The 24691-nt window shown below is 29.7% G+C and carries 16 protein-coding genes; 10 read left to right on the top strand and 6 right to left on the bottom strand.

Annotated elements, in window-relative coordinates; translation table 4 throughout:
* Positions 1–1361 precede the first annotated feature (1361 nt).
* A complete protein-coding gene (locus NXS15_RS03145) occupies positions 1362–2258 on the bottom strand; it encodes a hypothetical protein (protein ID WP_259290409.1) in 897 nt (298 codons plus the stop codon).
* Between the two features lie 231 nt (positions 2259–2489).
* Here NXS15_RS03145 and NXS15_RS03140 point away from each other — a divergent pair, with 231 nt between their 5' ends.
* The 10 genes from NXS15_RS03140 (at position 2490) to atpC (ending at position 10624) form a co-directional block, all read left to right on the top strand.
* Positions 2490–3131: a CDP-alcohol phosphatidyltransferase family protein gene (locus tag NXS15_RS03140; RefSeq protein ID WP_259290408.1), complete on the top strand. Its 642-nt coding sequence runs from the start codon at positions 2490–2492 to the stop codon at positions 3129–3131.
* A gap of 661 nt (positions 3132–3792) precedes the next feature.
* Positions 3793–4215: a hypothetical protein gene (locus tag NXS15_RS03135; protein ID WP_259290407.1), complete on the top strand. Its 423-nt coding sequence runs from the start codon at positions 3793–3795 to the stop codon at positions 4213–4215.
* The gene (locus tag NXS15_RS03130; RefSeq protein ID WP_259290406.1) at positions 4203–4955 is read left to right on the top strand and encodes a F0F1 ATP synthase subunit A; all 753 of its coding nucleotides are present in this window, start codon (positions 4203–4205) and stop codon (positions 4953–4955) included. Before NXS15_RS03135 ends, NXS15_RS03130 begins: the two co-directional genes overlap by 13 nt.
* Before the next feature lie 9 nt (positions 4956–4964).
* Complete coding sequence (atpE, locus tag NXS15_RS03125) at positions 4965–5198, top strand: ATP synthase F0 subunit C (protein ID WP_130429242.1); 234 nt, start codon at positions 4965–4967, stop codon at positions 5196–5198.
* 1 nt (position 5199) lies between these two features.
* On the top strand, positions 5200–5766 hold the full coding sequence (gene atpF / locus NXS15_RS03120) for a F0F1 ATP synthase subunit B (protein WP_259290405.1): 567 nt from the start codon (positions 5200–5202) through the stop codon (positions 5764–5766).
* Positions 5766–6314, top strand: coding sequence for an ATP synthase F1 subunit delta (atpH, locus tag NXS15_RS03115; protein WP_259290404.1), 549 nt, complete (start codon positions 5766–5768; stop codon positions 6312–6314). Before atpF ends, atpH begins: the two co-directional genes overlap by 1 nt.
* Entirely contained in the window at positions 6315–7901 is a 1587-nt protein-coding gene (gene atpA, locus NXS15_RS03110) for a F0F1 ATP synthase subunit alpha (RefSeq protein WP_259290403.1), read from the top strand. It begins immediately after the preceding gene.
* Positions 7901–8752 (top strand): ATP synthase F1 subunit gamma, encoded by an 852-nt coding sequence (atpG, locus tag NXS15_RS03105; protein ID WP_259290402.1) that lies wholly within the window; start codon positions 7901–7903, stop codon positions 8750–8752. Before atpA ends, atpG begins: the two co-directional genes overlap by 1 nt.
* An 8-nt stretch (positions 8753–8760) precedes the next feature.
* Positions 8761–10209 (top strand): F0F1 ATP synthase subunit beta, encoded by a 1449-nt coding sequence (gene atpD / locus NXS15_RS03100; protein WP_259290401.1) that lies wholly within the window; start codon positions 8761–8763, stop codon positions 10207–10209.
* Positions 10196–10624: an ATP synthase F1 subunit epsilon gene (gene atpC / locus NXS15_RS03095; protein WP_259290400.1), complete on the top strand. Its 429-nt coding sequence runs from the start codon at positions 10196–10198 to the stop codon at positions 10622–10624. The genes atpD and atpC overlap by 14 nt, the downstream gene beginning before the upstream one ends.
* A 73-nt stretch (positions 10625–10697) precedes the next feature.
* On the opposite strand, the gene NXS15_RS03090 is transcribed toward atpC, so the two are convergent.
* From NXS15_RS03090 to NXS15_RS03070, 5 genes are all read right to left on the bottom strand, one after another.
* Positions 10698–11669, bottom strand: coding sequence for an MAG5150 family histidine triad lipoprotein (locus NXS15_RS03090; protein WP_259290399.1), 972 nt, complete (start codon positions 11667–11669; stop codon positions 10698–10700).
* A 7-nt stretch (positions 11670–11676) separates the two neighbouring features.
* Complete coding sequence (locus NXS15_RS03085) at positions 11677–12651, bottom strand: MAG5150 family histidine triad lipoprotein (RefSeq protein WP_259290398.1); 975 nt, start codon at positions 12649–12651, stop codon at positions 11677–11679.
* A 9-nt stretch (positions 12652–12660) separates the two neighbouring features.
* Entirely contained in the window at positions 12661–14781 is a 2121-nt protein-coding gene (locus NXS15_RS03080; RefSeq protein WP_259290397.1) for a hypothetical protein, read from the bottom strand.
* A gap of 207 nt (positions 14782–14988) precedes the next feature.
* The gene (locus tag NXS15_RS03075) at positions 14989–15216 is read right to left on the bottom strand and encodes a YneF family protein (protein ID WP_259290396.1); all 228 of its coding nucleotides are present in this window, start codon (positions 15214–15216) and stop codon (positions 14989–14991) included.
* A gap of 38 nt (positions 15217–15254) precedes the next feature.
* The gene (locus NXS15_RS03070) at positions 15255–24338 is read right to left on the bottom strand and encodes an SGNH/GDSL hydrolase family protein (protein WP_259290395.1); all 9084 of its coding nucleotides are present in this window, start codon (positions 24336–24338) and stop codon (positions 15255–15257) included.
* Between the last annotated feature and the right edge of the window lie 353 nt (positions 24339–24691).

Below are 24691 nucleotides of genomic sequence, written 5' to 3'. Positions count from 1 at the left end.
TGAGCTGACCAATACTAATAAATCGATAGGTTTAAAAGTAATGTGTATTTTATACATTTCAATGAGTTTTAAAATTTACTATTCAGTTTTCAGAGAACACGCTCCACACGGAGTATTTTTTTTTTATTTTTTTTAAGCAGACATATATTATTGAATATCGTGTCTATTTTTAAATTTAATAATCATGTTGACCACGAATTTAAAAATCTTTTGATTAGGTGTGTCTGACAACCTTAATTTTTTCTAAAATTTTATTTAGAATTTACTTGTATAACAGTTTGATAACATTACTTTTGTCTTATTAATTTGTTTTGATTTTCTATCTGTTTTGATTGTTTAATGTTGGTTGTGGCTGATAAAAATGAAAGTAAAAAGCACTTTGAAAGTGCTTATAATAGATTATTTGCTTAAAATCATGGTCTCCACATTAATCTTAGTGTCTAAGTAATTGCTTTTATCGCCATGAAATTTTGCTTTCCGATATCTTGCATTACACTTAACTTGTAACCATTGCGCTGTGTTATTTTTCAAGAACTCTTATTTAATATATTTCTGATGAAATTAGTGATGTTTTCTCATATTTTACTACTAATAACAAATTGAAAATGTTGCTCATCTTACTTATTGATATTAATCACATCGTCTTGTCAATGCAAATATTATCGTATTACATCGTTTATGTACCATGTCATGTAAGAAACAAAAATGTCCTCGTAGTATAAGAAACAAAAAAGCCTTTTTGACAGGATTTTTATTGCTTTAAGACTGATATTTCGTTAAGATCCCATAATTAATACAATGTTTAAATTTTGTCATATAAATATTTTTAGATTTAACATTCTCATGTTTATAAATTCATGCATTGCAACATCTAACCCAAATTCATTGCTAGTATAATTCAGTAATTTTTTAACCTTTTGGTGATTAAAATGCTCATTTGTAATATATCATTCTTAGTTATAAACTAACATTTTAAGCCATTTAATTTCTCTGCCTTCGTTGGGTTTAATTTTTTTAAATTCTTAAAATCATCAATATTTTTGCTCTTTTTCAACTTTTTACTAAACATATATTTTAAAAAAAGCTAAAAAAATCATCATAACAATGAATGTTATGACCGAAAATATATTTTTCCGTAGTGTCCACTCACTATATATCCCACTTCCAAGTCTCAACTGCGACGATTCCACTTGACGATTCAGATATATTTTGATACTTGTATTATATACTAAATTCATTTACTATTGACAAAAATTTATTTATATTTACCAACACACCCTTATTATGTTTAATTTGTTAATTAAATTATAATATAGACCATACTAACAACAAAAAAAACAACTCTTTAATTGAGTTGTTAATTATTTATAATCTCCATATCTATCTATAACTGGCAAAACATTTAAACCTAAACGATTAAACTCCGATATAAAATAGTCAAGTCTATTTCTTATTTTTGAAGCACTTCCACCCGTATCGCCTTCTTCGTAATATTCTCCATAAAGAGCTTTAGTTGCTTCTTTAGGGTTTCAATTACCAGGGTAATTTAACACTTGACTATATCTTTGGGCAACATTAGTTAAATAACGAATTTCATTTAATACATAAAAATCAAAATATTTTTCAAATGTAGCTTTAGGGTTAGATTTTAATTGTAATATTACTTGTTTAAACTCATCTTTACTAATTTTTTCACTTTGTTCTGTTTTATCATAAACTTGATTTAATTCATTAATTAAAGCATTAGTATATTTTAAATAAACATTATTAAGGAATTTTTTACTTAAAATTATTTTACCAATATGTAAATTTCCTTCTTCATCATAGTTAATATTTCAATCTTGAGTAAAAATACGCAAAAATTCGTTAGCGATTTTATTATATTTTTCACGAGTTTTATCAAGAGTACTATTAAAAGATAAACTCAACTCATTAAATTCGTTTAATACTTGATCTTTTTGATTTTTATTTAAGTTTTTACTCTCTATACGAGAATAAATGAAATCGTCTAATTTTTTATTATCAACAATAGATTCAATTAAAATTTTTGACATAACATATTCCCTAAGTTTTCAAGTTTTCTCTTTAGGTGTGTGTTTATCATTATTATTTTTCAAAATTAATTCCATAGGAATTTTTTCTATATATACTTTTTCTTTTAAAAATTCGTTTGAATTTTCTTGTTTACATGCAACAACAGAAATAGGTGTAAATAAAGCAACGGTAGATATTAGAGATAATTTTAATTTATTTTTCATTTTTTGCTCCTTTTTTTTCTTTCCAATTCAATATTAAAAAAAAAAAAAAAAGAAAAGCAAAATCTCCTTTTCTGGAATTAAATTTACAAATTATTGGAAATTTTCATATTTGCTGTTAAATTATGAATTAACACATAAATAGCAGTCTCTTATTTTGAGATTAATTTTGCATATTTTTACTTATTCGTTGTCTTTTGTATATACTTATTAAGTATATGAGAGGAGATATAAATGAAAAAAACAAAAATAAATTGACATAATTCTTTCAATTTAACAATCATCAGAATTGTATCTAGTATCTTGATTTTTGGTGCATATTCCACACTGGAATTATCTTTGCATGGCGGTCTTGCTAACAAAATAGGTGGCTATGCATGAATATTTCACTTATTTGTTTTGATTATTTTTGCCTTCTCATCTTTACTTAATGTAATGGACGGTAGAATTAACACTTTACATAATCAAACTAAAACTAAAATTATTTTTGAGCAATTAGCTGATAAATTAATAATTTACCCGATATTGATTTTCTTTATCCAGTTCAACATTATTTATACATCGGTAATAGTTATATTATTTATTCGTGATTTTACAGCTTTAACTGGTAAATTAATTATTTTTGAAAAACGTAACTTTTATAAAGTTCCGCTTTTAACAAAAGTTAAAACTACACTTGAAATGAGCACCATCATTGCTATTTTATTAACAATCACAATCATTACTAAATTCCAACCGGGCACTATTAGAAAAAATCAAGTACTTAAAATTGCTAACACGGTAACATTTAGTATTATCGACGTACTCGCAATTTCAACGATCTATATTTACTATAAACCTATATTCAAACACATTGTTGAAGAATTAAAAAATTAACTATTTTTTTTATTTTTAAATTCTAAACGTGCTAAAATATCTAAACAAACAGATGACTGAAAACTTGTTCTTGCAAGTAAAGTGTATATGCTCGAGGGTTGGAACACCCTTCTGAGCCAACGTATTGACAAAGAGTATATAGCGGAAATAAAATATATATTTATTAAATAGTCTAACAAGATGGTTGCGTTGTTTACCGAGCATTGTGGTGGTGCAGGCCAAACGATACCAAAACGCAATTTACGCTTGATGTTAGTGTGAACTAAATATAACATCTCTGTGTTAGGGCCGATTCGAAAACGCGTAGAAGTAAAACATTGAATAACCAAAGACAAGAATCGTGGGTAAAACCCGGTATAAATATTGTCTAGCTAACAATATTGCCGTGTATGAACAAATAAGTATATATTTTACTTGGGCAACTTGGTTCGTGTTGCTCTCTGTTTTTTTATTTTGCATTTTTTTATTTAATTTTATCGGCTGCGAGGCGTTATTTTGTTAACAAAATTTAAATAAAAAAATGCATAAATATAAAATTCCGGAAATAAAATAATATTCATTTTAATTATTAGTTTTCCGTGGAAAAAAGCGTGTTTTTTTCTCGTTTTAATTTCTTAAAGTATTAAAATAGCAATAGTATTTAATATTAGAGCGAGGTTAAATGGAGATAAAATATATTAACACTGTCCGCAAGATTCATTTCATAATGTTGCTAGTGTTATCGGTATTTTTTTCTCTATTTTCATTTTTTATTGATACTTCTTTAGTATTTGGGTACGTAATCGGAGCATGTGTTTCATACTTAAGTTTTGAAATTCGCCGTGTTTATATTGACTCGCTTTTGCGAATCAAAAAAAACATTTTTTTGGCAATTCTGTACTTATTTTTAACACTTGCTTTGGTAGGTTTGGTGTTAGGAATTATTTTATTTATTAACTACTCTAAAGGTGGTTATAAATATATAATGTCTTATCCAATCAATGTTTTTACATTTTGTTTTGGGATTACTAATGTGCAAATATCGATTGTAATTGCACACGCAGTAACAAACAAAAACCAGAAAGGAGGTCCATGAAAATCATAATAGATAATATTGGTGTATGAAACCAAGCACAGTTGCTTTCGTTGATTTTTACTATCTTAATTATTTTTGTGATTAGCTTAATAGTTTTCATCAAAATCAAAAAACATAAGAAAATCAATAAAGCGCCTAGTGCAACACAAATAATCGCCGAAGCTTATGTTACAGGAGTTGATAACACTTATGACGAAACTTCGTCAAATAAATTACCTATTGCACGTTTTTATATATTTTCACTAGCCACATTTTTGTTAGTGGGTAATATGCTAGGGCTAATCGGATTAGAACCGATTGCAACATCATATTCTGTTACTTTCACTTTGGCGGCGATCACTTTTGTAGGAATATATCTTGTTGGTTTTTGGTATCAACGTTTTAGATTCTTGCGTCGTTATGCTAACCCGGTTGAATTAATCGGACAATTTTCACCACTAATTTCTTTAAGTGCGCGGATGTTTGGTAACATCACCGGTGGAGCAGTTATTTTAGCGTCTGTGTATTACGCAGCGGGTTGAATTTGATCATTAATTTTCCCAGGTCCGCAACTTTATTTTTTCGCAACAATTATTACACCGTGAATGCATATGTTTTTTGATATATTCGGGGCCGTCATTCAAGCGTTAATTTTTACAGTATTGACGACAATTTACTGATCAAATGAAGTTGAAATTAAACAAAAAAAACAAAACATTAAACAAAAAAATAAAACAAATATTATTAATTATTCTAAAAATATTTACTAGGAGGTAATTATGGATAAACAAGGATTAATAGCTATCGGTGCCGGTATTTGCATGATCGGATGCTTTGGTACTGGTTTAGGACAAGGATTAGCTAGTGGTAGAGCTGCCGAAGCTGTGGGTCGTAACCCCGAAGCGGCTTCAAAAGTTAGAACAATCATGATTATTGGTATGTCTCTATCAGAAACCGCCGCAATTTATTGTTTCTTAATCGCTATTCTACTTCTATTCGTATTTGGTAAATAAGATGCTTAATACCATTTCATATTTAGCTGAAAAATCAAAACCATTTCAATCAAAAAATGTTAGCGAAGATTTAACAGATAAATTTAACAAACTTTACCCTTCATGACCTATGATGATTGCGACTTTGATTTCGTTAATACTGGTGATGATAATTCTTTATTTTTTGATGTATAAACCAGTTAAAAAATCAATAGCTAAGAGACAAAAATACATTCAAGACAACATTGATGAAGCAGAAAAAGCAAAACTTTCTTCTGAAGAAATTCTTGCAAAAGTCAATGAAAAATTACAAAAAGCACACGATGAAGCCACAAGAATTGTAGTGGAAGCAAAACATCGTGGTGATTCTGTGTATGATAGCTATGTTAAACGAGCAAAAAATGAAGAAGCACGCATTGTGAATAGTGCGAAAGCAAATATGGCAGCTCAACAACAAAAATTATTAGAAGAAAATAAAAAACAAATTGCTAGTGCTGCTACATTATTAAGTCGCAAAATTTTAAATGAAGAAGTAAATCCAGAAATTGAAAACAAAATTATTGACGAATTTCTTAAAGGTGAAGAATAATGTATCTTAAAGCCAACACTGACGGATACGCAAGAGCGATTTTTGAATTAGCAAACGAAAATAATGAATTATTAATCACCACCCAGATACTGGAAGCAATTATGTGGGTGAGTGAAGAAAATGAAGATTTTATTGCTTTTTTATCAAATCCAGCCATCACGTTAGAGGAAAAATTTTCATTGATAGAGCAAAATTTTGCTAGTTTAAGCCCTAGCGAATTGATTGTTAACTTTTTAAAAGTGTTAGTAGTTCGCCGAGTAATTCATTTAATTACACGCATTATTAAAGTGTTTTTAAAATACGCTAATGATTATTTAGGTATTAAAGAGGCAATAATTTATAGTGCTTTTAAATTGAGTGATGAACGTTTAGAAAAATTTAAAAAATATTTATCAAAAAAATATAATGCTCAAATCAAATTAAAAAATATTATTCGTCCTGAAATAATTTCGGGTTTTCGTATTGAAGTTGATAGTGATGTAATTGAACAAAACATTGCAACAGACCTAGATAAACTAGGCAAATTAATCATTAAGAGAGGAGTGTAAATGGCTAATCGTACAGAGGATATCTATAAAATAATTAAAAATAGAATCAAAAATTTTAATTCCAAAGTAGATTTTTCACAAGTGGGCCAAATCATCACTATTGGTGATGGGATCGCTCTTGCGAGCGGCTTAGATGACGCGAAAAATGGTGAAATAATTGCATTTAAAAACGATATTTACGGCATGGTTTTAAATTTAGAAGAAGAAGTAGTCGGAATTGCTATTTTTGGTAACGCAGAGCAATTGTCAGAAGGCGATGAATGTCGCCGGACAGGCGAAGTTATTTCAGTTGCTGTTGGCGACGAATTAATCGGCCGTGTAATTAATGTTTTAGGTCAAGCAATTGACGGTAAGGGCGAAATTAAGACCACAAATAAACGCGAAATTTTTAAAGTTGCTCCCGGAGTTATGACTCGTAAAGAAGTTAATGTAACACTAGAAACAGGTATTGTTGCGATTGACTCAATGATTCCTATTGGACGTGGTCAACGTGAATTAATCATTGGTGATCGTCAAACAGGAAAAACTGCGATCGCAATTGATACCATCATTAACCAAAAAGGCAAAAATGTTAAATGTGTTTATGTTGCTATTGGACAAAAAAACTCAACCGTGGCGCAAATTGTCCACAAACTTGAAGAAACCGGGGCAATGGAATACACAACCGTTGTTGTTTCGGGGGCTAGTGAATTAGCACCACAACAATACATCGCGCCTTATACTGGTGTAACTATTGCTGAAGAATGAATGGCAAGAGGTGAAGATGTACTAATTGTTTACGACGATTTAAGTAAACACGCCGTAGCATACCGTACACTTTCTCTGCTATTGAGACGTCCACCTGGACGTGAAGCATATCCTGGTGATGTATTCTACCTACACTCACAATTATTAGAAAGAGCGGCAAGGGTTAATGCCGAAAATGGTGGTGGTTCAATAACTGCACTCCCTATCGTCGAAACTCAACAAGGTGATATTTCGGCTTATATTCCTACTAATGTTATCTCAATTACTGATGGACAAATATTCACTCGTGAAAATTTATTCCACTCAGGGCAACGTCCTGCGGTTGATGTTGGTTTTAGTGTTTCTCGTGTTGGTTCAGCAGCCCAAATTAAAGCAATGAAAAAAGTTTCAGGTTCGCTAAAATTGGAATTAGCACAATACAACGAAATGCTAGCTTTTGCTCAATTTGGTTCAGATTTAGACCAATCAACTAAAACTATCCTACAACACGGAGCAAAAGTGTTTGAATTTTTAAAACAAGGTCAATATCGCCCAATTAGCATTTATGCTCAAGTAGCGATTTTACTTGGTAATATCGAAAGAATAATTAACCCACTACCGAAGGAAAGTATTTTACAATATCGTGACGAAGTAATTAAATTTATGAACTCAGGTGAAGGTATTAGCATTATTGACTTATTTAAAGATGCTAAAAACGATTTAACTGATGAAATCAAAGAAAAAATTACTACAAAATTAGTTGATATTGTTAAAAACATTGTAAAAACAATTCCTAACTACAATCCAGCAGAACACGCAACTATGCCTGAGAAATATCGTAAACAATTTGAGGCTCAATAATGGCTAGTTTACAAAAAATAAAATCAAGAATTTCTACTGTTGAGTCAATACGTAAAATTACGCACGCAATGGAGTTAGTTTCAACTTCTAAAATGCGTAAGGCAAGAGAATATTTCAATTCAGTAAGCGATTACGAAACACAAGTTAGAGAAATTGTAGATAGTTTCTTTGCCCGTATTACTCCGGAAGAATTGCGTGAGTATTTTGTTAAAAAAACAAGCAAAAAACGTATTTATATTGTAATTAGTTCTGATTTAGGACTAGCGGGGAGCTATAACTTTAATATTGTTAAACTTGTGAGATCAACGATTAAAGAAGACGATGAGCTAATTGTTTTAGGAAGCAAAGGCATCAATGCTTTAGAACACAAATACAAAAAGCAAATTGTTTTAGCAACTAGTTGAGCACACGCATCACATAGTGATCTTGCTTATGCATTTACTAAATTAGTTGTTGATAAATATCGTAAAAATGAAGTTGGTGAAATTCACATTATCTACAATGAATTTGTCAATAATTTAATTCAACAAGAAACTGATATCAAAATTATGCCATACCATGCTAAACCAGCACCTAAAAGCAATGACAATTTCAATCAATTGATTGAGTTTGAACCAAACACGAGAGAAATATTAATCAATACATTGCCACTATTTATCAGTGCAAAAATCAATCTCGCAATTGCTTCAGCAGTTATAAGTGAATATGCCTCACGTCGCAGTGCAATGGAAACTGCAACCGATAATGCTGACGAATTAATTGACAATCTAAATCTTGACTACAACAGAAAACGCCAAAGCAATATTACTCAAGAATTGAATGAAATCGTTGGTGGTGCAAATGCTGTTTAAGGAGAAATATGAATAAAAATACAGGAAAAATAGTCCAAATATTAGGCCCGGTAGTCGATGTTAAGTTCGCTGAAGGGGAATTGCCTTCGTTATTAAACGCTTTAGTTGCCGCATTTGAAGGTAATAAATATACCCTAGAAGTTGCTCAACACATTGGTGATGATACAGTTAGAACGATATCTATGGTTTCAACAAACGGTCTTGCTCGTGGTGTTGAAGTTATAGACACAGGCGCACCGATTTCGGTGCCGGTGGGTGAAAAAGTTTTAGGAAGAATGTTTAATGTTTTAGGTGAATCAATCGATTCAAAACCTGAACCAGATACAATCAAAATGCCAATTCATGCTAAGGCTCCAAGCTATGAGGAACAAAAAACAGCTAGCGAAATTTTAGAAACTGGAATCAAAGTTGTCGATTTACTAATCCCTTACGCCAAAGGGGGTAAAATCGGTTTGTTTGGTGGTGCCGGAGTTGGTAAAACTGTCTTGGTACAAGAATTAATCAATAACATAGCCACACAACACGGTGGATTATCAGTGTTTGCGGGTGTTGGGGAAAGAACCCGTGAAGGTAATGACCTTTATTACGAAATGAAAGCTTCTGGTGTTTTAGACAAAACAGCGTTGGTTTTTGGTCAAATGAACGAACCTCCCGGGGCACGTATGCGTGTTGCTTTAACCGGTTTAACTATGGCCGAATATTTTAGAGATAAACAAAATCAAGACGTGCTATTGTTTGTTGATAATATCTTTAGATTTACACAAGCAGGTTCAGAAGTTTCAGCCCTTTTAGGAAGAATGCCAAGTGCGGTTGGTTATCAACCAACATTAGCTACCGAAATGGGTCAATTACAAGAAAGAATAACTTCAACACACAACGGTTCAATTACTTCAGTGCAAGCAGTTTATGTGCCTGCCGATGACTTAACAGACCCTGCTCCTGCAACTACTTTTAACCACTTGGATGCTAAAACTGTTTTGGACCGTAATATTGCCGCATTAGGTATTTATCCCGCTGTTGATCCGCTTGAATCTTCGTCAAAATTACTCGATCCACTAATTGTCGGCCAAGAACATTATGATGTCGCTTACGGTGTAGTATCAATCTTACAAAGATTTAAAGAATTGCAAGATATTATCGCAATTTTAGGTATGGGTGAATTAAGCGAAGAAGATAAATTATTAGTTTCGCGTGCTAGAAGAATTAGAAACTTTTTATCACAACCCTTTACTGTTGCTGAAAAATTCTCAGGTAAAAAAGGAGCTTACGTTAAACTAGGTGACACTATCAAAAGTTTTAGATCTATCCTTGACGGAAAACACGATGAAGTTCCTGAAGACTTGTTCTTATATGCAGCTGATATAAGCGAAGTAGAACAAAGATACGCACAATATTTGAAACAAAATAACATTGAGTCAGATTCACCAAAATCAGAACCAAATAATGATGAAAAATAGCGAAGCAAACACAACTCATTTGCAAATTTCAACCTTAAACGGTATCTTTTTTGAAGGTGATGTTCGCTCAGTTTCCCTTTCAACAATAACCGGTGGTGCAATCGTTTTTCAACCAAATCGTTCGCCTTTTATCAGCAATATTGCTGTCGGTAAATTAGCAATTAATGAAGTTGGCGATGAAGATTATAAACTTTGTGCTATCGGCGGTGGTATTGTCTACGCACAAAGTAATTGTGTCAAAATCATAACTGATGATATTGTTTTTAGTGAAGACATTGATATTGATCGCGCTAAACGAGATCGTGACAGTGCATTAGCACAGCTAAAAAATGATAATAAAAAAAATGATGTCAATCTTGAACTTAAATTGCGTAAAGCCATCAGCAAGATTGATATCTATTCGATTAAAAAATAATTTTAAAAATCCTTTAGCTTAAAGGATTTTTTATTTTTGGAAAAAGGATATATAAAAAAGCCGAGTTTTTCGGCTAATTTGAAGTATTATCCATATTAACTAATTTTTTCATTTTATTTAAAGGTATAGAAATATCCTTAATAATGTGTTTTAAAAAATTAATTTCTGTTTCGGCATTTTCGACCATTGTTAAAAAATTAGTGTCTAGTTTAACTAAGCTATAGAAATTATTTAAGTAGAAATCTCGTTTAGCTGTGTTGCTTATTTTTTGTATTTTGTTTTTTAATTTTAATACTTCACTAAACTCCCTTGCGAAACCTTTAGCTTCTTGCATTGTTAAAGTTGCGATATTGATTAGAGCGTGTGAGTGGGTGTGATCTTGTAAATTATCTGAGTGATTATGGTCATGATCATCTTCGGTAGTATCTTCTTGTTCGTTATTGTAGATGTTATTTTTAATGAATAAATCTAATTTTTTAATTTTTTCAATAATCTCTGAATCTTTGAAATTTTTGTTGAGTTGCTGGTTTAGATATATTTCAAATTTTGTAATTTCGTTATTAGGGTTATTGTTTTTTAAAATTTCAATTTTTTCCCTCAATTGAATATCAAAATCATGAACCATTTTAATAGTGTTTTTTAAAAGATTCTGAACAACATTTGATTTAAATCATTTGATAAACAATTCTTTCTCATGTTCGTTTCAAGATGCCATATCTTCATCATTTAAAAACATTTCGCTATTTTTTTTGTCAGTTATTTCACTTAAAATATTGATTAAACTATTTTTGTTGTTATTTAAATTTAATAAACTGTGAACAACTTCATCGATATTAGGGTTTGCTTGGTAGAATTGTTCTTTATTTTCTTTCACTTCGGTTGTAAAAATATTAATTATGCCTTTTAAAGTGGTAAACTCGAGCGAGATTTCTTTTGTTTTTTTCATTTCGACTTCATTACTTACTTTTTTTGCACAAGATACCACAATGAATGGTGCTGTTAAAATTGAGGGTAATACAGAAAGTTTTAAAAATTTAGATTTCATGTTGCTCCTATATTTTAATTACATTTTCTATTGATTCTATAGTTTTAATTATATTTGAACCCTCTTCGCGAAGGCTATCTAAAAAATCTTTTGCAATATTTAAAATTTCTCTATATTCTTGGATATCTATTTCATTTTCACCAAAAATATTATTGATGATTAAGTCTTTTTTATCTTTATCTTCAATTTCCTCAAAATTTGATTTTAATGCATAAAGTTTTTCTAATTCATCAAGAAATTCATTATTTTGTCTAATTGCATTCAGTGCAATGTTGATTGTTGCGTGTGAGTGCGTATGTGAGTGATTATCTTGAGCGTGGTTTTCTTCGTTTAATAGCGAATCTTGTAGATCGCTTTCTCATTTATCTTGATTGTAAATGTGATCAGAGACAAATTGCTTTAATTTATTGATGTTATTAATAGCTTCTTCGTCTTTGAAATTTTTATTGCCTAATGACTTTAAGTACTCACTGAATGCATGGATTTGATTTGAGTTATCTGTTGCCTTTAAATAAGCTGAGTTTGACTTTATTTGAATTTCGGCATCATCGGTGATTCCGAGAGCATTATTTGCTAAATTCACACCTTTATGTGTTGTTAATCACTTTTTATAAATCTCACTTTTTTCACCACTAAAATGTGAACTTAATTCTTCATCACTAAGAAAAAGTTGACCATTTTCGACCGGATCGCTGACTAATCTTAGTTTATTCGAAATATTTTTTATGGTTCTAAATTTTTCGAAGAAGTTATTGAAAGATTCATTAATTCTGACTTGTGTTGCAGCATCGTATATTAAGTATTTTTCTATTCTTTTATAGTATTCTAAAAAATAGTTATTATAAAAGTATTTAATTTTTTCGGTTGCAGAGTCATTTTTTTTATTTTCATTATCATTTTTTTTGTTATTTTGGCACGAAGCTGCAATAACAGGCAAGCTTGTGATAGTTACCAATGAAAAGATTATTTTATTTGATTTCATATTGTTACCTTAATTTTCGTTTGAATGTTTAAATAATAAGTTAAATGTTACAGGAACTTGTTCTAATCGATTATTCACCAAAATTGTCAATGTAAGCGTCGAATAATCTTCGATTTTTTCATTATCTCTTGAATAAGAGTGATCTTTAACAATAAATGAATTTTGGTCTAATTTATATGTGTAATCTCCGTCCGCTGCGCTTTCTTCAATGTTAAAACCAAGTCTATTTCTTAAAGTATCCACTAAATCGCTAAAGCTCATTTGAGTGGTATCACCGAATTGGAAATACTCTAGTTCTTGATCGATACGATCGGCCAATTCTAATCTATCAGACAGTGTTTTATTTACATTTAGCATTTCTTCAGCTTGTTTTAATAAAGCGTCTAATATTGTGTGCGGCACTTGTTCGGCGTCATATTTTTCGATTCTTTGTTTGATTGCTCTAATTCTATCGTCAATGACTATTTTCCCAATTCTGTTGGCGTATTCAGATAATTTGCTGTGTAATAAATGCAATGCTTGCCGTTTTTGTTCCAAATTACCCGTCGCTGCATTTTTAGCTTCCTGATAATCTTGATAAATTTTACCTACAATTCTTTTCTTGGTTGCACTATCGTATCTGTTTACTAGTGAATTAACGAAGTCCTTTGTATCTTTGTCATGTTTTTCGCTAATAATATTGTAGTCTTTGTCAGTGAACCCATCGATTAGCAATAATAATGCCTCTGCTCCGTAAGGGTATTGTGACTCATCAAATTCATCACTATTCATTAATTCTAATTTGTTTTCGAATTGTTCTTCACTAGTAATGTTTTCAAACACATATGCATCTTTAAATGAGTCAAGAGGCTTGAAGTGATGGCCGTCTTCATTACCTGGTTTTAATCATGACAACAGGTCATTTGCGTAGTAATTTCCATTGTATCCCGATGTATTGAAGGTGTATGCGCCGACTTGTACTTTTGTGTTGATTCTGTTTAGTACAATCAATGCAGAATTTTCTTTTTCGTATTGAGTAGCAGCTTTCCCCTTGAACGCAATTGAAATTCTTAACTGGTTCAAGTCATTTTCGGGTGATGAAACTATGTCAATTTTGTAATCAACATTATCGTTATTACCGGTTTTAAATTCGCTAAATTCTTCGTCTGTGTATTTTGCAATGACATCAAGCTTAGCACTAATAGTTGAGGCGGCATCTAGTTCGTCGTTAATTTGTTTTGTCGTCGCCCTATTACCGGCATCGTTGACATATATTAATTTATGAATGTGTATGTTTCCTAATTTGGCGATTGAATTTCATCCGAATAAAGTAAAACCCGGTTGGCCGTTGTGGTCAAAATCACGATAAATTCTACCTGTCAATTTATCTTCAGCGGAAATGTATGTGTGGAAATTTGTATCCCCGTGGTGGTGCGAATTACGGTGTAATGTATAAATTCACTCTGAATTTTTGTAATCACCATCAACATCTAAGTATTTGTTCTCAATTGCTCAATCAAGCATTTTTGCCCCATCGCCTTGAACTCTATCAAACTCATTTTTTCATAACTCTTGGAACTCGATTGCGCCAATTTTTTCTGCGCCGCTAGCGACATTAGTCGAAATTGAAATGTCTCCAATTTTTACTCTACCGAATTCTTTTTTACCATTTTCTGAATTTTTGGCATCATATCTTTCGAAACCACTTAAATTTATTGATTTTTCAACACCATTTTCAGTGTAATTAACAACTAAATCATCATTGCTCGTATTAACATTTATTGTGCTTAATGATTGTGGAAGCTTATCAATCAAAAATAAATTGATATACTCAGCTAATTCAGCTTTTGTGCTGTTGTTGGTAATCATTTTGTCGAAACGGTTTTTGATTTCGACCGAGTTCATAGTTCGACCTAAATCATTCAATTTAAATGTGACTGAATTTTCATTTTTTGTGTCAACATTTGCACTATTGTTATCAACACTATTATTTTGGCTATCATTTTGCGTTTTGCCATTGTTGGCATTATTTTGATTATTTTTTTCATCTGACGAAACTGTTTTATTATCCTTAACACAAGCGGCAGCAACAAAAACGAATGGATTTAGTGCCGCGAGTGGAGTAAGGGATAAATAAAGTTTTTTCTTCATATTCATTCCTCTTTCATTCTAAATATTTTTTATTTAATTATCTATGTATAAGTTTTATATGTAAAACATACTCAATATATGTTAATCAAAATTATTATATATAAAAAACATCACTTTCAAAATTTATTTATCTGTGCAAACACCATCGAAAAAAATTGAACAAAAAAATGTTGCACATCGTGTAACATTTTTTTGCTAAACAAATTATTATTTTTGATTGTAAATTGAACGCATAACGTTTTTGATTTGTTGTTCAGATGCTTTACGTCCCATTTGTAGAAACATAGCTCTGATCATTTTCTCGTTAATAGGTGGATTTTCTTTTAAATGTTTCTGAATTTTTTTACGGGCAATTACAAATCCAATAAAACCACCAACTATACCAACAACTAATGATACAAAAATTACCGTTAGTACTCATCCTGTTAAACTCATATATTACCTCCTAATTACATGTTATATTTTACCACAAATTAATTATCCGCTATCGGTTGATAGCCGGCAATCATATCGTCTAGTAAAGTATCGCGTTTCTTTTTATCATGGTTGTATTTTTGATCCTTATTATCGGCTCAGTAAATATAAACTAAAGTGTAATCTCTACCATAGAAGTAGTCTCTTAAACCATTATCACGTGAGTGATATTTACTAAATCCGTATCTCAATTCTTGTAGTCCGGAAACAAAGTAATTGATTGCTTGTCCTTGGCTATTTAAACCAATTCAATCTGGGTGACTTGCGTATTTAGATCTTAGATTGTTATTTCAATGTTTTGGAGCTTCTTCGTTGATTGCTGCCACATAAGCATTCATAATGTAAGCTTCAGTTGTTAAACTGGTGGCGTTCCAGAATAAACCTGAAGGTGTGTTTTCGTATAGAATCCTTGAAATGAATGCATAAAATCTCCACATTGCTTGGAATGATTCTGAATTTCGTTTCATTTCATTAATGCTTGTGTATGCATTAACTTTAGACAAGTCATCATAATATTGTTTAACAAAAGGCTGAATAAATATTTTGATGAAATTACTTAATTCGCCTTTAATGATTCCGCCAATACCGCTTGAAGCATTGAACTTAACATTAGAACTTTTACCTTTTGGTGTGAACATTACGCCATAAATACCGGCAGTAAAACTGCGTGGCGAATATTTAAATATTAAGTTAACAAAATCAACATATGATTTAGGATTAATGCCGTTAAATATTTGTTTGAAAATTTCTTTTTTCTCAAATATTTTCCCTAGCATTATAGTTCCATCTTCACGTGAAATGAATTTCAAGGCACCTTTTTTAAATGCTTCTTGCAACAAGTGTGGGATTTCGCTTGCTTTATGCGAACCGATTGCTTTAAGTGTGTTAAATACTTCATCAACCACATTGTCAACAATTTCTGTTTTAGCTGCTTCTCTTGTAAATTCTTTAATGAATTCAGCAATTTTATTGACTTGGTCTTGCGGAATATTTATTCCATTTTCCTGCATTGTTTTAGCCAATAATTTACCAATAGCAAATCCAATTTTTTCGTGTTTAGTAAATAGATTTTTGATTCAGTTTTTCAATGATGTTTTGATTGTTTGGGCGTTTGCTGAGTTGAAGAATTTTGAGAGAGCACTAACTCATGAGTTTAACTCTGCATATTGCATGTTATTATCGAAAATTTCATTTAAGAAAGCGTTTAGAATGTTTCTTAATTCTTCTGATTTAAGAGTTTCTTTTAAAGTGGCTAAGGCTTCGCTTTCTTCAATTCCAATGTTGATTAGTGGCGATAATAAATTAAAATCGGCAACAAAATTTTCAATTAATGCTTCATCACTGGTTATTTTTTCCACTATTTTTAAAATATCTTGTTTCAATATTTCTTTGTTATTTATTAAAGCATCTGATTTTAAAATGATTTTCAATAAATTAAAATCGGCAAAGTTGATTGATTTTAAAATCTCTTTTGATATTTTTACAATCATATCCTTAGTGGTTGTAGCATTTTGTGAGCTATTATATATTCCTTCAATAATTTTTGGAACAAGTTTTAATTGTTTGATTAATGATGGCAATTCATGGAATAAGTCATTGACAAATTTAACATTAGCTGGATCATTAACATCTACTCCATATTTTGAAATATTTTCTTTTCAAAGAGTATTTAACAATTCAAATATGTCATGGTGCCCAACTAAATTGACCACAATAGCTTCAATAGAATTGATTATTTTTGTTCTACGTTGTTGATCGCCTAATAATAGATTCAATAGTTGTGCAAGTGATTCGACATTTTCTAATGCTTGCGTATTTTCACCAAAATCGAGTATTGTTGCAAACAATTCATTGATTTCATCTGCTGAATTGATGATCGTATCGTTTAAAACTTTTTCAAAATCTTGTGGGGTTATTTTGCCTTCAATTGTTGTCAATACTCTTGGCGGCAATGAATCATAGATAGACTTAGCAACATTGAATTTTGTTGGAATGAATCTAATTAGATTGTTAAGAACATTTTTTAATGTTGTTTTATTTTCAGCAATGATATTAGATTTAGCGGCAGATTTTATTAGACTAATAACTGATTTTTCAAGATTTTCGTAATCTAAAATTGAATTTGCTATTTCGTTGGCAATATTTTGGTAATTTAATTCTAATCCGTTTTCTTTGATATTGTTTATTAGAATTTGCAATGTTTTATTAATAAAATCTGTGTCGCTATCTCACGAATTAATATTTTTAAATAAAGCCTTAATTAATTGTTTTAATTGTTCAAATTCAATATTTTTGGCTAGAGGCTCATTGGCTAGCATTGTGTTGTATAAAACACGTGAAATAATATTGGTAAATGATTCTTGCTGTGTGATATCAATTATCAATGTTCTAAAATATTGTTGAATTTGAGCATTTTTAGTCTCATTTAATAATCATTTTTTTGCGACTTCGTTTTTGTCTTTTATTGAGTTTTTATCGATTCCGTCAGCAAAAAGTCCGTCTTTAACTAAACTCTTAACAATGTTTTTGATTTCATTATTTTTAAGCGTGTATGCCAATAGCGATTTGAAATCAACAACAGAGACATTATTGAATGCATCCGGCATTTTTGAAATTAGAGTTTGATATGTGTCATTTAATTTATCATCTTGAACTAATTCGGCAACAAAGTCTAATAATGGATTCAATGATGAATAATTATCAATATTTTTAAATACGGCTTTTGATATTTCAAACAATGTTGCGTCATCTGTTAAGTTATCGGCATTAAAGACTGAAATATCGTCAATTAAAGCGTCAATGAATGTATTCAATTTTTCATTTTCGCTTGCACTAATAACTAGCGAAACAAAGTTATCTTCACTAATATACTCGCCGATCACGGGAGAGACAACTTGATAAATATTTTGTAAAATAGATTCTTTTGAAATTGTTTTGATACTTGATTTTATTATTGCTTTAATGACTTTTTTGTGAGCAATAACTTTATTGTTTTTCATTGCCTTAACGACAACAAAATTCAATGTATTATTGCTGTCATTAGTGAACACATTTTTTAGACCTTTTAACAGTTCTAATATATCAATATTTGTTCCATTTTGTGATAAATGCACTAAAAATTCTTTAATAACTAAATTTGAAATGTGCGAATTATCATTGAATTTACTAAAGTAATTCAATATCTCTTCAACAAAGGCCGACGTTTCATCACTGGTAACTTCGTTATTATTATTTTTTAATCAACTATTTAAGAAAGATGAAAGTAATGATCTAAAGTTATCATTTTTCAATATTTTTTCAATAAAACTATTGAATTTAGTGCTTATTTCAGTGATTTTTTCTTCACTAGCTAATCATTTTTTCACTAATAAATTAGCGTCATTAAAGACTTGCAAAGTATTATCTTTATTCAATATTACGTTTTTAGTAAAGTCGAACAAAATTGATCTTAAATCATCATCACCTAACGAATCGGTTAAAAATGTTTTGATAATGCTATTGTCAAGATTATTGAAATCATCACCTAGATATTGTTTAATGTTATCGAAAACATAATTGATTTCGTCATATTGAATAATTGATTTTGTTAACAACAGCAAGTTGTTTAATAACGCATCATCTTTCGTTTTAGTCACTACTTTATTCAATAAATCGAATATATTGGCGCTATCATTCAACTCATCTTCACTTAAATTTGAAATATTTTCAATAAAAATGTTTAAAAATTCGTTTAAGTTTGCATCGTTGGCGATTTTTGTTATTAGTTTTTGTAATTTCTCTTTATCAGTTGTTAAAAATCTATTTTTCGATATAGGAGCGTACAATAAGTCAATTAATTTAGAGTTATTTGAAGCATATAAGACTATGTTTTTTAGCAGTTGTTTGATTACTGTTTTATTTGAACCTACAGCGTTATTTCTGAATAAGGCCTTAACTAAATTGAAGTAGGCTGCGAGTTTATCGTCTTCATCAAATAGTGAAGTAGTGATTGCACTTAAGATTTTGAATGGTTTAATTTCTGTTCCGTTTTGGGCCAATTCTTTAAATAAAATGTCAGTAATTTTGATGAATAAGTGATTTTGATCATCAAATGAATTTAAATTAGTAAATACAGATGAAATTAATCCTTTTATTTGATCTTTTGTGATATTTTGACTCAACACAGAATCTGTTTGCAATTGACCGTATATCAAAGTTGATATTACATTTAGAGTGTGTTGATCACCCAGTAAATCTTTGATTAGTGAAACTAAATTGTTTTTAAAATCACTGCTTTGTTGTTGTGACATTCAATTTTTAATAAATTGATTAGTGTCACTTATTTCTTCCAGATTTTCAAGAGTAATTAAAGTGTTATCACGGAAGTTTTTAATTAAATTTAAAAATGCATTATTTTGCAATATTTTATTGAATACTTGTGATATTTCATTGAAATCTACTTCACGTAAAATTTCAGGTAAGTTATCTTTATTGTCGTTTAAAAAGTTGATTAACTCATTATTTTTTACTATTAACGAAAATAGACTAATTCATTTTTTCAATGTATTGTCAGAAGCAAAATTATTAATTGCAATTTTGACTAAATCTAAAGTAGAATTTGCATTTTCAACTTGATTGCTATCTAAATTATTGACATTTTCAAAAATAACTTTAACTACACTGTTTAATTCGCCACTTTCTAATATGTTAGAAATTATTGAAATGAACTTATCGTGGTTATCAATATTGAATGTGGTATTAGGTATTGCACGATATATAGACTCGGCAATAAGAGAATTAATTTCTCTGCTTTTTAACACATTTGAAATTAAATTGCAAATGTATTCTTTATTGTTTTGGAATGTTGGCGATGTGAAAATAAATTTAGTTATTTTCAAAATAATGTCATCTTTGTTTTTTTGAGTAAATACTGTATCAAATGCATTTTTTAATCATTTACGATAATCAAATGAAGTACCATTTTGACTCAATTCTTCAACTAAACCTTGACTTAATTTTTCAATAAATGGTATTTTTTTATCGAGTTGGTCAATATCAGTAAGCAAGTTAGTGATAAATCTTTGGGTTTGTTCTTGAGTTAAATTATGATCTAAATTATTACTTACTAAGTACTCGTGAAATAAAGAAGCTATGACAGTGCCGAAATTTTCATTACTGATAATTTTTCTAACTATCGAATCTAATGAACGAGCACTATTGGTTTGTGTTTGCGATTTTGAAAGCCATGTTTTTATCATGCGGTCTAAATCAAGGTCAAAATCAGCATTCTCCACGAATATACCATCTGTTAAGAATGAAAAGGCCAATTCTTTTAATTCAGGATACAAAATTATTGATTTGATAAATAATTTTAATCCGTTTATGTCAACTTTATTCATTGAGTTAGGCAATAATGATTTCGCATAATCTAATACCTTATTCAATTCAGGATAATTGATTATTTCGCCCAGTAATTCATTGGAAATCTCGAATAAATTAGTATCTTTAACATTAATTAAAATTCGTCTAACTAAATCAAATATTGAGTTAGCATTTTGGATCTCTTCGCTTGGAATTTTAGCTAAACTTTCAATCGAAATATTGATAATTTGCTCAATTTTTGGGTCGCTCAATATTTTTTTAACCACTTGATTGAATTCAGCTTCTGTAATTAAATTACTAAATTTCTCTGGCAATAAGCCATAAATTTTATTGTTTATCGTATCAGATTTAGATAAATAATTAGCCGAATTAGTTAATAGTTTTTTGATAGTGCCTTTATTTCTATCTAAAAAATGATTTTTATCAAGAATTTTGATAATACTTAATAAATTATCGTCTGTGTTGTTGAATAGAGAAGAAGATATATTTTGGCTTAATTTTAAAACATCAATGTTAATGCCATTTGTCGATAATTCTTCAATCATTTCATTGAGAATATTGTTTAAAATGTCTTTATTTTTAATAACTTCGTCAACAGAAGCAAACATATTTGTATATAGCGATTTTATTTCTTCTAAATTGACATCTTTTGCTAAGTCGGGATTTTGCGATATTTCGCTAAATGTTATTGCCGAAATTATTTCGACAAAATTAGCATTGCTTACTAGCGATTTGATTAAATCACTCACATTCGAAAGAACAAAAGCCTTGTTTTCGTCGGTTGCTAACCATGTTTTTATTAAGTAATTTGGATCTTTGATTTTTTCAACTGTACTTAAGTCGTTAAGTAGAGAATTTTGCACAAAATTTAAAGCCAAATTGCGTAAATTGCTATTATCAATAAACTCGATTGTCAGGTTTTTTATGCTCTCAACATCAATTTGTAATTCTGGTAAATATCTTTGTTTGAGATTGATGAATAATTGATTGAACTCAGGGTAATTTAAAGATTTTTTGATTAATTTGATTGCTGGCGAAAGTGTTTTTGTATTTCTGATATCCTTGAATAAAATTTTGATTAAGTCAAAAATTGAATTTACATCATTTAGCGAATTAGAATTTAGTGTACTTAGGTCGAAAATTATGGCGTCTATTAGGTTGCTAAAATCGTCATCGGTCACTATTTTCTTGATTACCGATTTAAAATCTTCTTCACTTAAAACATTTTGAATTTCACTTCCCAAAATGCCGTAAATTTTACCTAGTGTATCACTAAAACTTGCAGAGTCTACATCGGAATTTTTAATTAAATTACGCACAACAGTTTGTAATGTTTGTCTATATTTGACAAAATTAACCTTAGAAATATTTTTAACAATTTTTATTACAGTTTTGTCAATATTTTCTGGCGTGAATAAACCATTAAATTCGTTGATTAAATTGCGAGAGAAAGATGCTGCATCAAAGTTTTTAGGTGTGTTTTTGCTCAACTCGGCAATTAAGTTTTGTGAAATTTTTGAACTGATTTGTAATTCGTCATTTAAATCGTTCCATAAATTCAATAAATCGATTGATAATTCACCTAATTTTCCTGATTCAACACCTTGGAAATATTTAGGGAAAGCAATAACAATTCTATTAACGCTGCGTCCAAGTATTTGTTTAAATTCTTCATTTTTCAGTAGATCATTAAATAAATTATCAATGATATTTTTTAGTGCTTGTTGATTTTTAGAGTTATTAATAAGAGTGAATCATAAGTCATTATATGTTTTATTTTTCGCAAATTCTTGACTGTCTTCAATAATATTTACAATAATTTGCGCAAGATTTTGTTTCAATACATTTGAATTTAAGGTTAGTGAAATGACTCTTTCTAAATCGTTTTTCGAGATAAATTTAGCCATCTCATCATTGTATAATAAACTAACAACACTTGAAATTTTCTCTCTCGTGATGTCTAGAGTAGAGATATTACCAAGTATTTCGCTAGATATATTTTTAAATTCATCAAGATTATCTTTGAACACTTTGGTTTGTGTTAAAGATAAAATTAAATTTATTATTTTAGGCTCACTAGTCAGTTCTGCTTTAAATGCTTCTAATAGATAAGTTATTTTATTTACTTTGGCACCTGGCAGATTATCGCCATCTCAGTCTTTAGTTCAAAATGTGTGTTCTACATTTTTCAATAAATTCGGTACTAATTTAGAATCTTTGAATCATGTTTTTAAACTTATTAGATTTTCCCGATTATTACGCAATAAGAAATCTTTTAATAAATTTTTAGGGTCCAGCTGGTTATATAAATCAGTATCAAAAGCATTAACAATTAAGCGGTCAAAAATTATTTCTTCTAAGCCAATATTATCTAAAACACGATTGAAATAATTTTGATCATTGAACTTAGCACTTAAATCACTAGTTTGTTCATCGTTATTGACAACAAATTCATGATAGTTATCGCCAAAGACAGTTTTTATAGTTTCAAAAGGATTATCAACCTCTATTTGAGTTAAGTAAGAATCTTGGTCAGTTTGTAAGTATTCTTTGTTTCAAAAAATACCATTTTTTTCAAATACTTCTTGATCTCTGTTGTTTGATATTAACTTAATGAAAATATCTTGAGCCATTTTTTTATACCCTTTTGAACCAGGGTGTATATCAAAAAGTGACGGAGTTAGAATTTTTTGATTTTTTGTTCAATAGCTGTGGTCAAATGGATTAATGAAAAATATTTTTTGACTATTTGCAGTGAATTTGATTTTTTTGTTAATCAAATTCAACAATAATGTACTGATGCTTAAGCCATCGTTATCGTTATAGTTATTAATGTAACGATCGACCATGTTTAGTATTGTGTTTAGCGGAGTGGGGAAGGCAATAAAATTAATATTTGCATTAGGAGCTAGTTGTTTTAATTCATTGATGAAGAAAAGTTGTCTTTGTTGAATATTAGTGAATAAATCATTGAATAATTTTGAGACAGTATTGGCAATAGCCTCATAATCGGCTTCTTTAGAATTAATTAATTTAACAATTTCGCCCAGTGGAAATTCGCCAACGCTTTTGGCGATTGTGTGCATAAAGTCATTAGCCCCCAGCGAAACTGTAATAAGATTGGCTTTTTGCAGTTTTTTTGCCAGTTCTGTGTACATTTGTGCTCAATTTGACCCAAATTTTGCCTCAATAATTTTAATTTCTACTGGTGTTAATGATTCTTTTTTACCTTTTGATTTAAATAGTAAATTTCACTCAAAAAATTCTGAACCAGTGACACCAAAGTTTGAAAAATCGGCCAGACGGTGAATTTGATTAAATGTATGGGCTAAATAAGCGGGATAGCTTATTCCTCTCACTTTTTCATTTTCATATTTTCCCGAATAATCTTTATCTAAAGTCGCCACAAATCCAGCTGTAATCGAATCACCTAAAGCGACATAATTGATTTTTTGTTCCTTAGTGATTAAATTTGATGAATTTTTACGATTGCTTAATTTAATAAATTCTTTTCTTTGCTTTATTTTATTGTTTTGTGTCTTTTTGCTAGGCAATGATGGAATGTTATTATCCTGATTTTTGCTTTGGGTATTTTTGACCTCGCCACTTTTTTTAAGTTTTTTTTCTTTTGTTGGAATAAAACTTAATATGGCACTAGCGGTTATGGTTGCTGCCAATGTTGATGCGATGACGATTATACTTTTTTTAATTTTTGAATTCATATTCTCCTCACACTAATATTCCAATTATATATTAATATTAGATTTAAATTATAGGCCTAGATTTTTGATGCTAATTTATAGAACTATTTAAACTTATGATCCATATTTTTTGCACAAAAAAGTAAAAAAAGAAAACGGAGTTGGGGTTCTCCGTTTATTAAAATTATAAATATTTATCTATTCATTAAACAACAAAGGGGGAAGTTTAATGATTATTTTTTGGATAAAAAAATGAAAATGTTCAAAATTTGTGTTTCCGGTTTTTTGTTTGTGTAACATTACCTTATAGTATCGTTACATGCTTATTATAGATTATTAAAAATAAATTAATTTTTTTTAAAAAAAAGATAAAA

This window comes from Mycoplasma sp. CSL7475-4 (assembly GCF_024834065.1).
Classification (GTDB): domain Bacteria; phylum Bacillota_I; class Bacilli_A; order Mycoplasmatales; family Metamycoplasmataceae; genus Mycoplasmopsis.
This window is presented reverse-complemented; position numbering and strand designations above follow the sequence as displayed.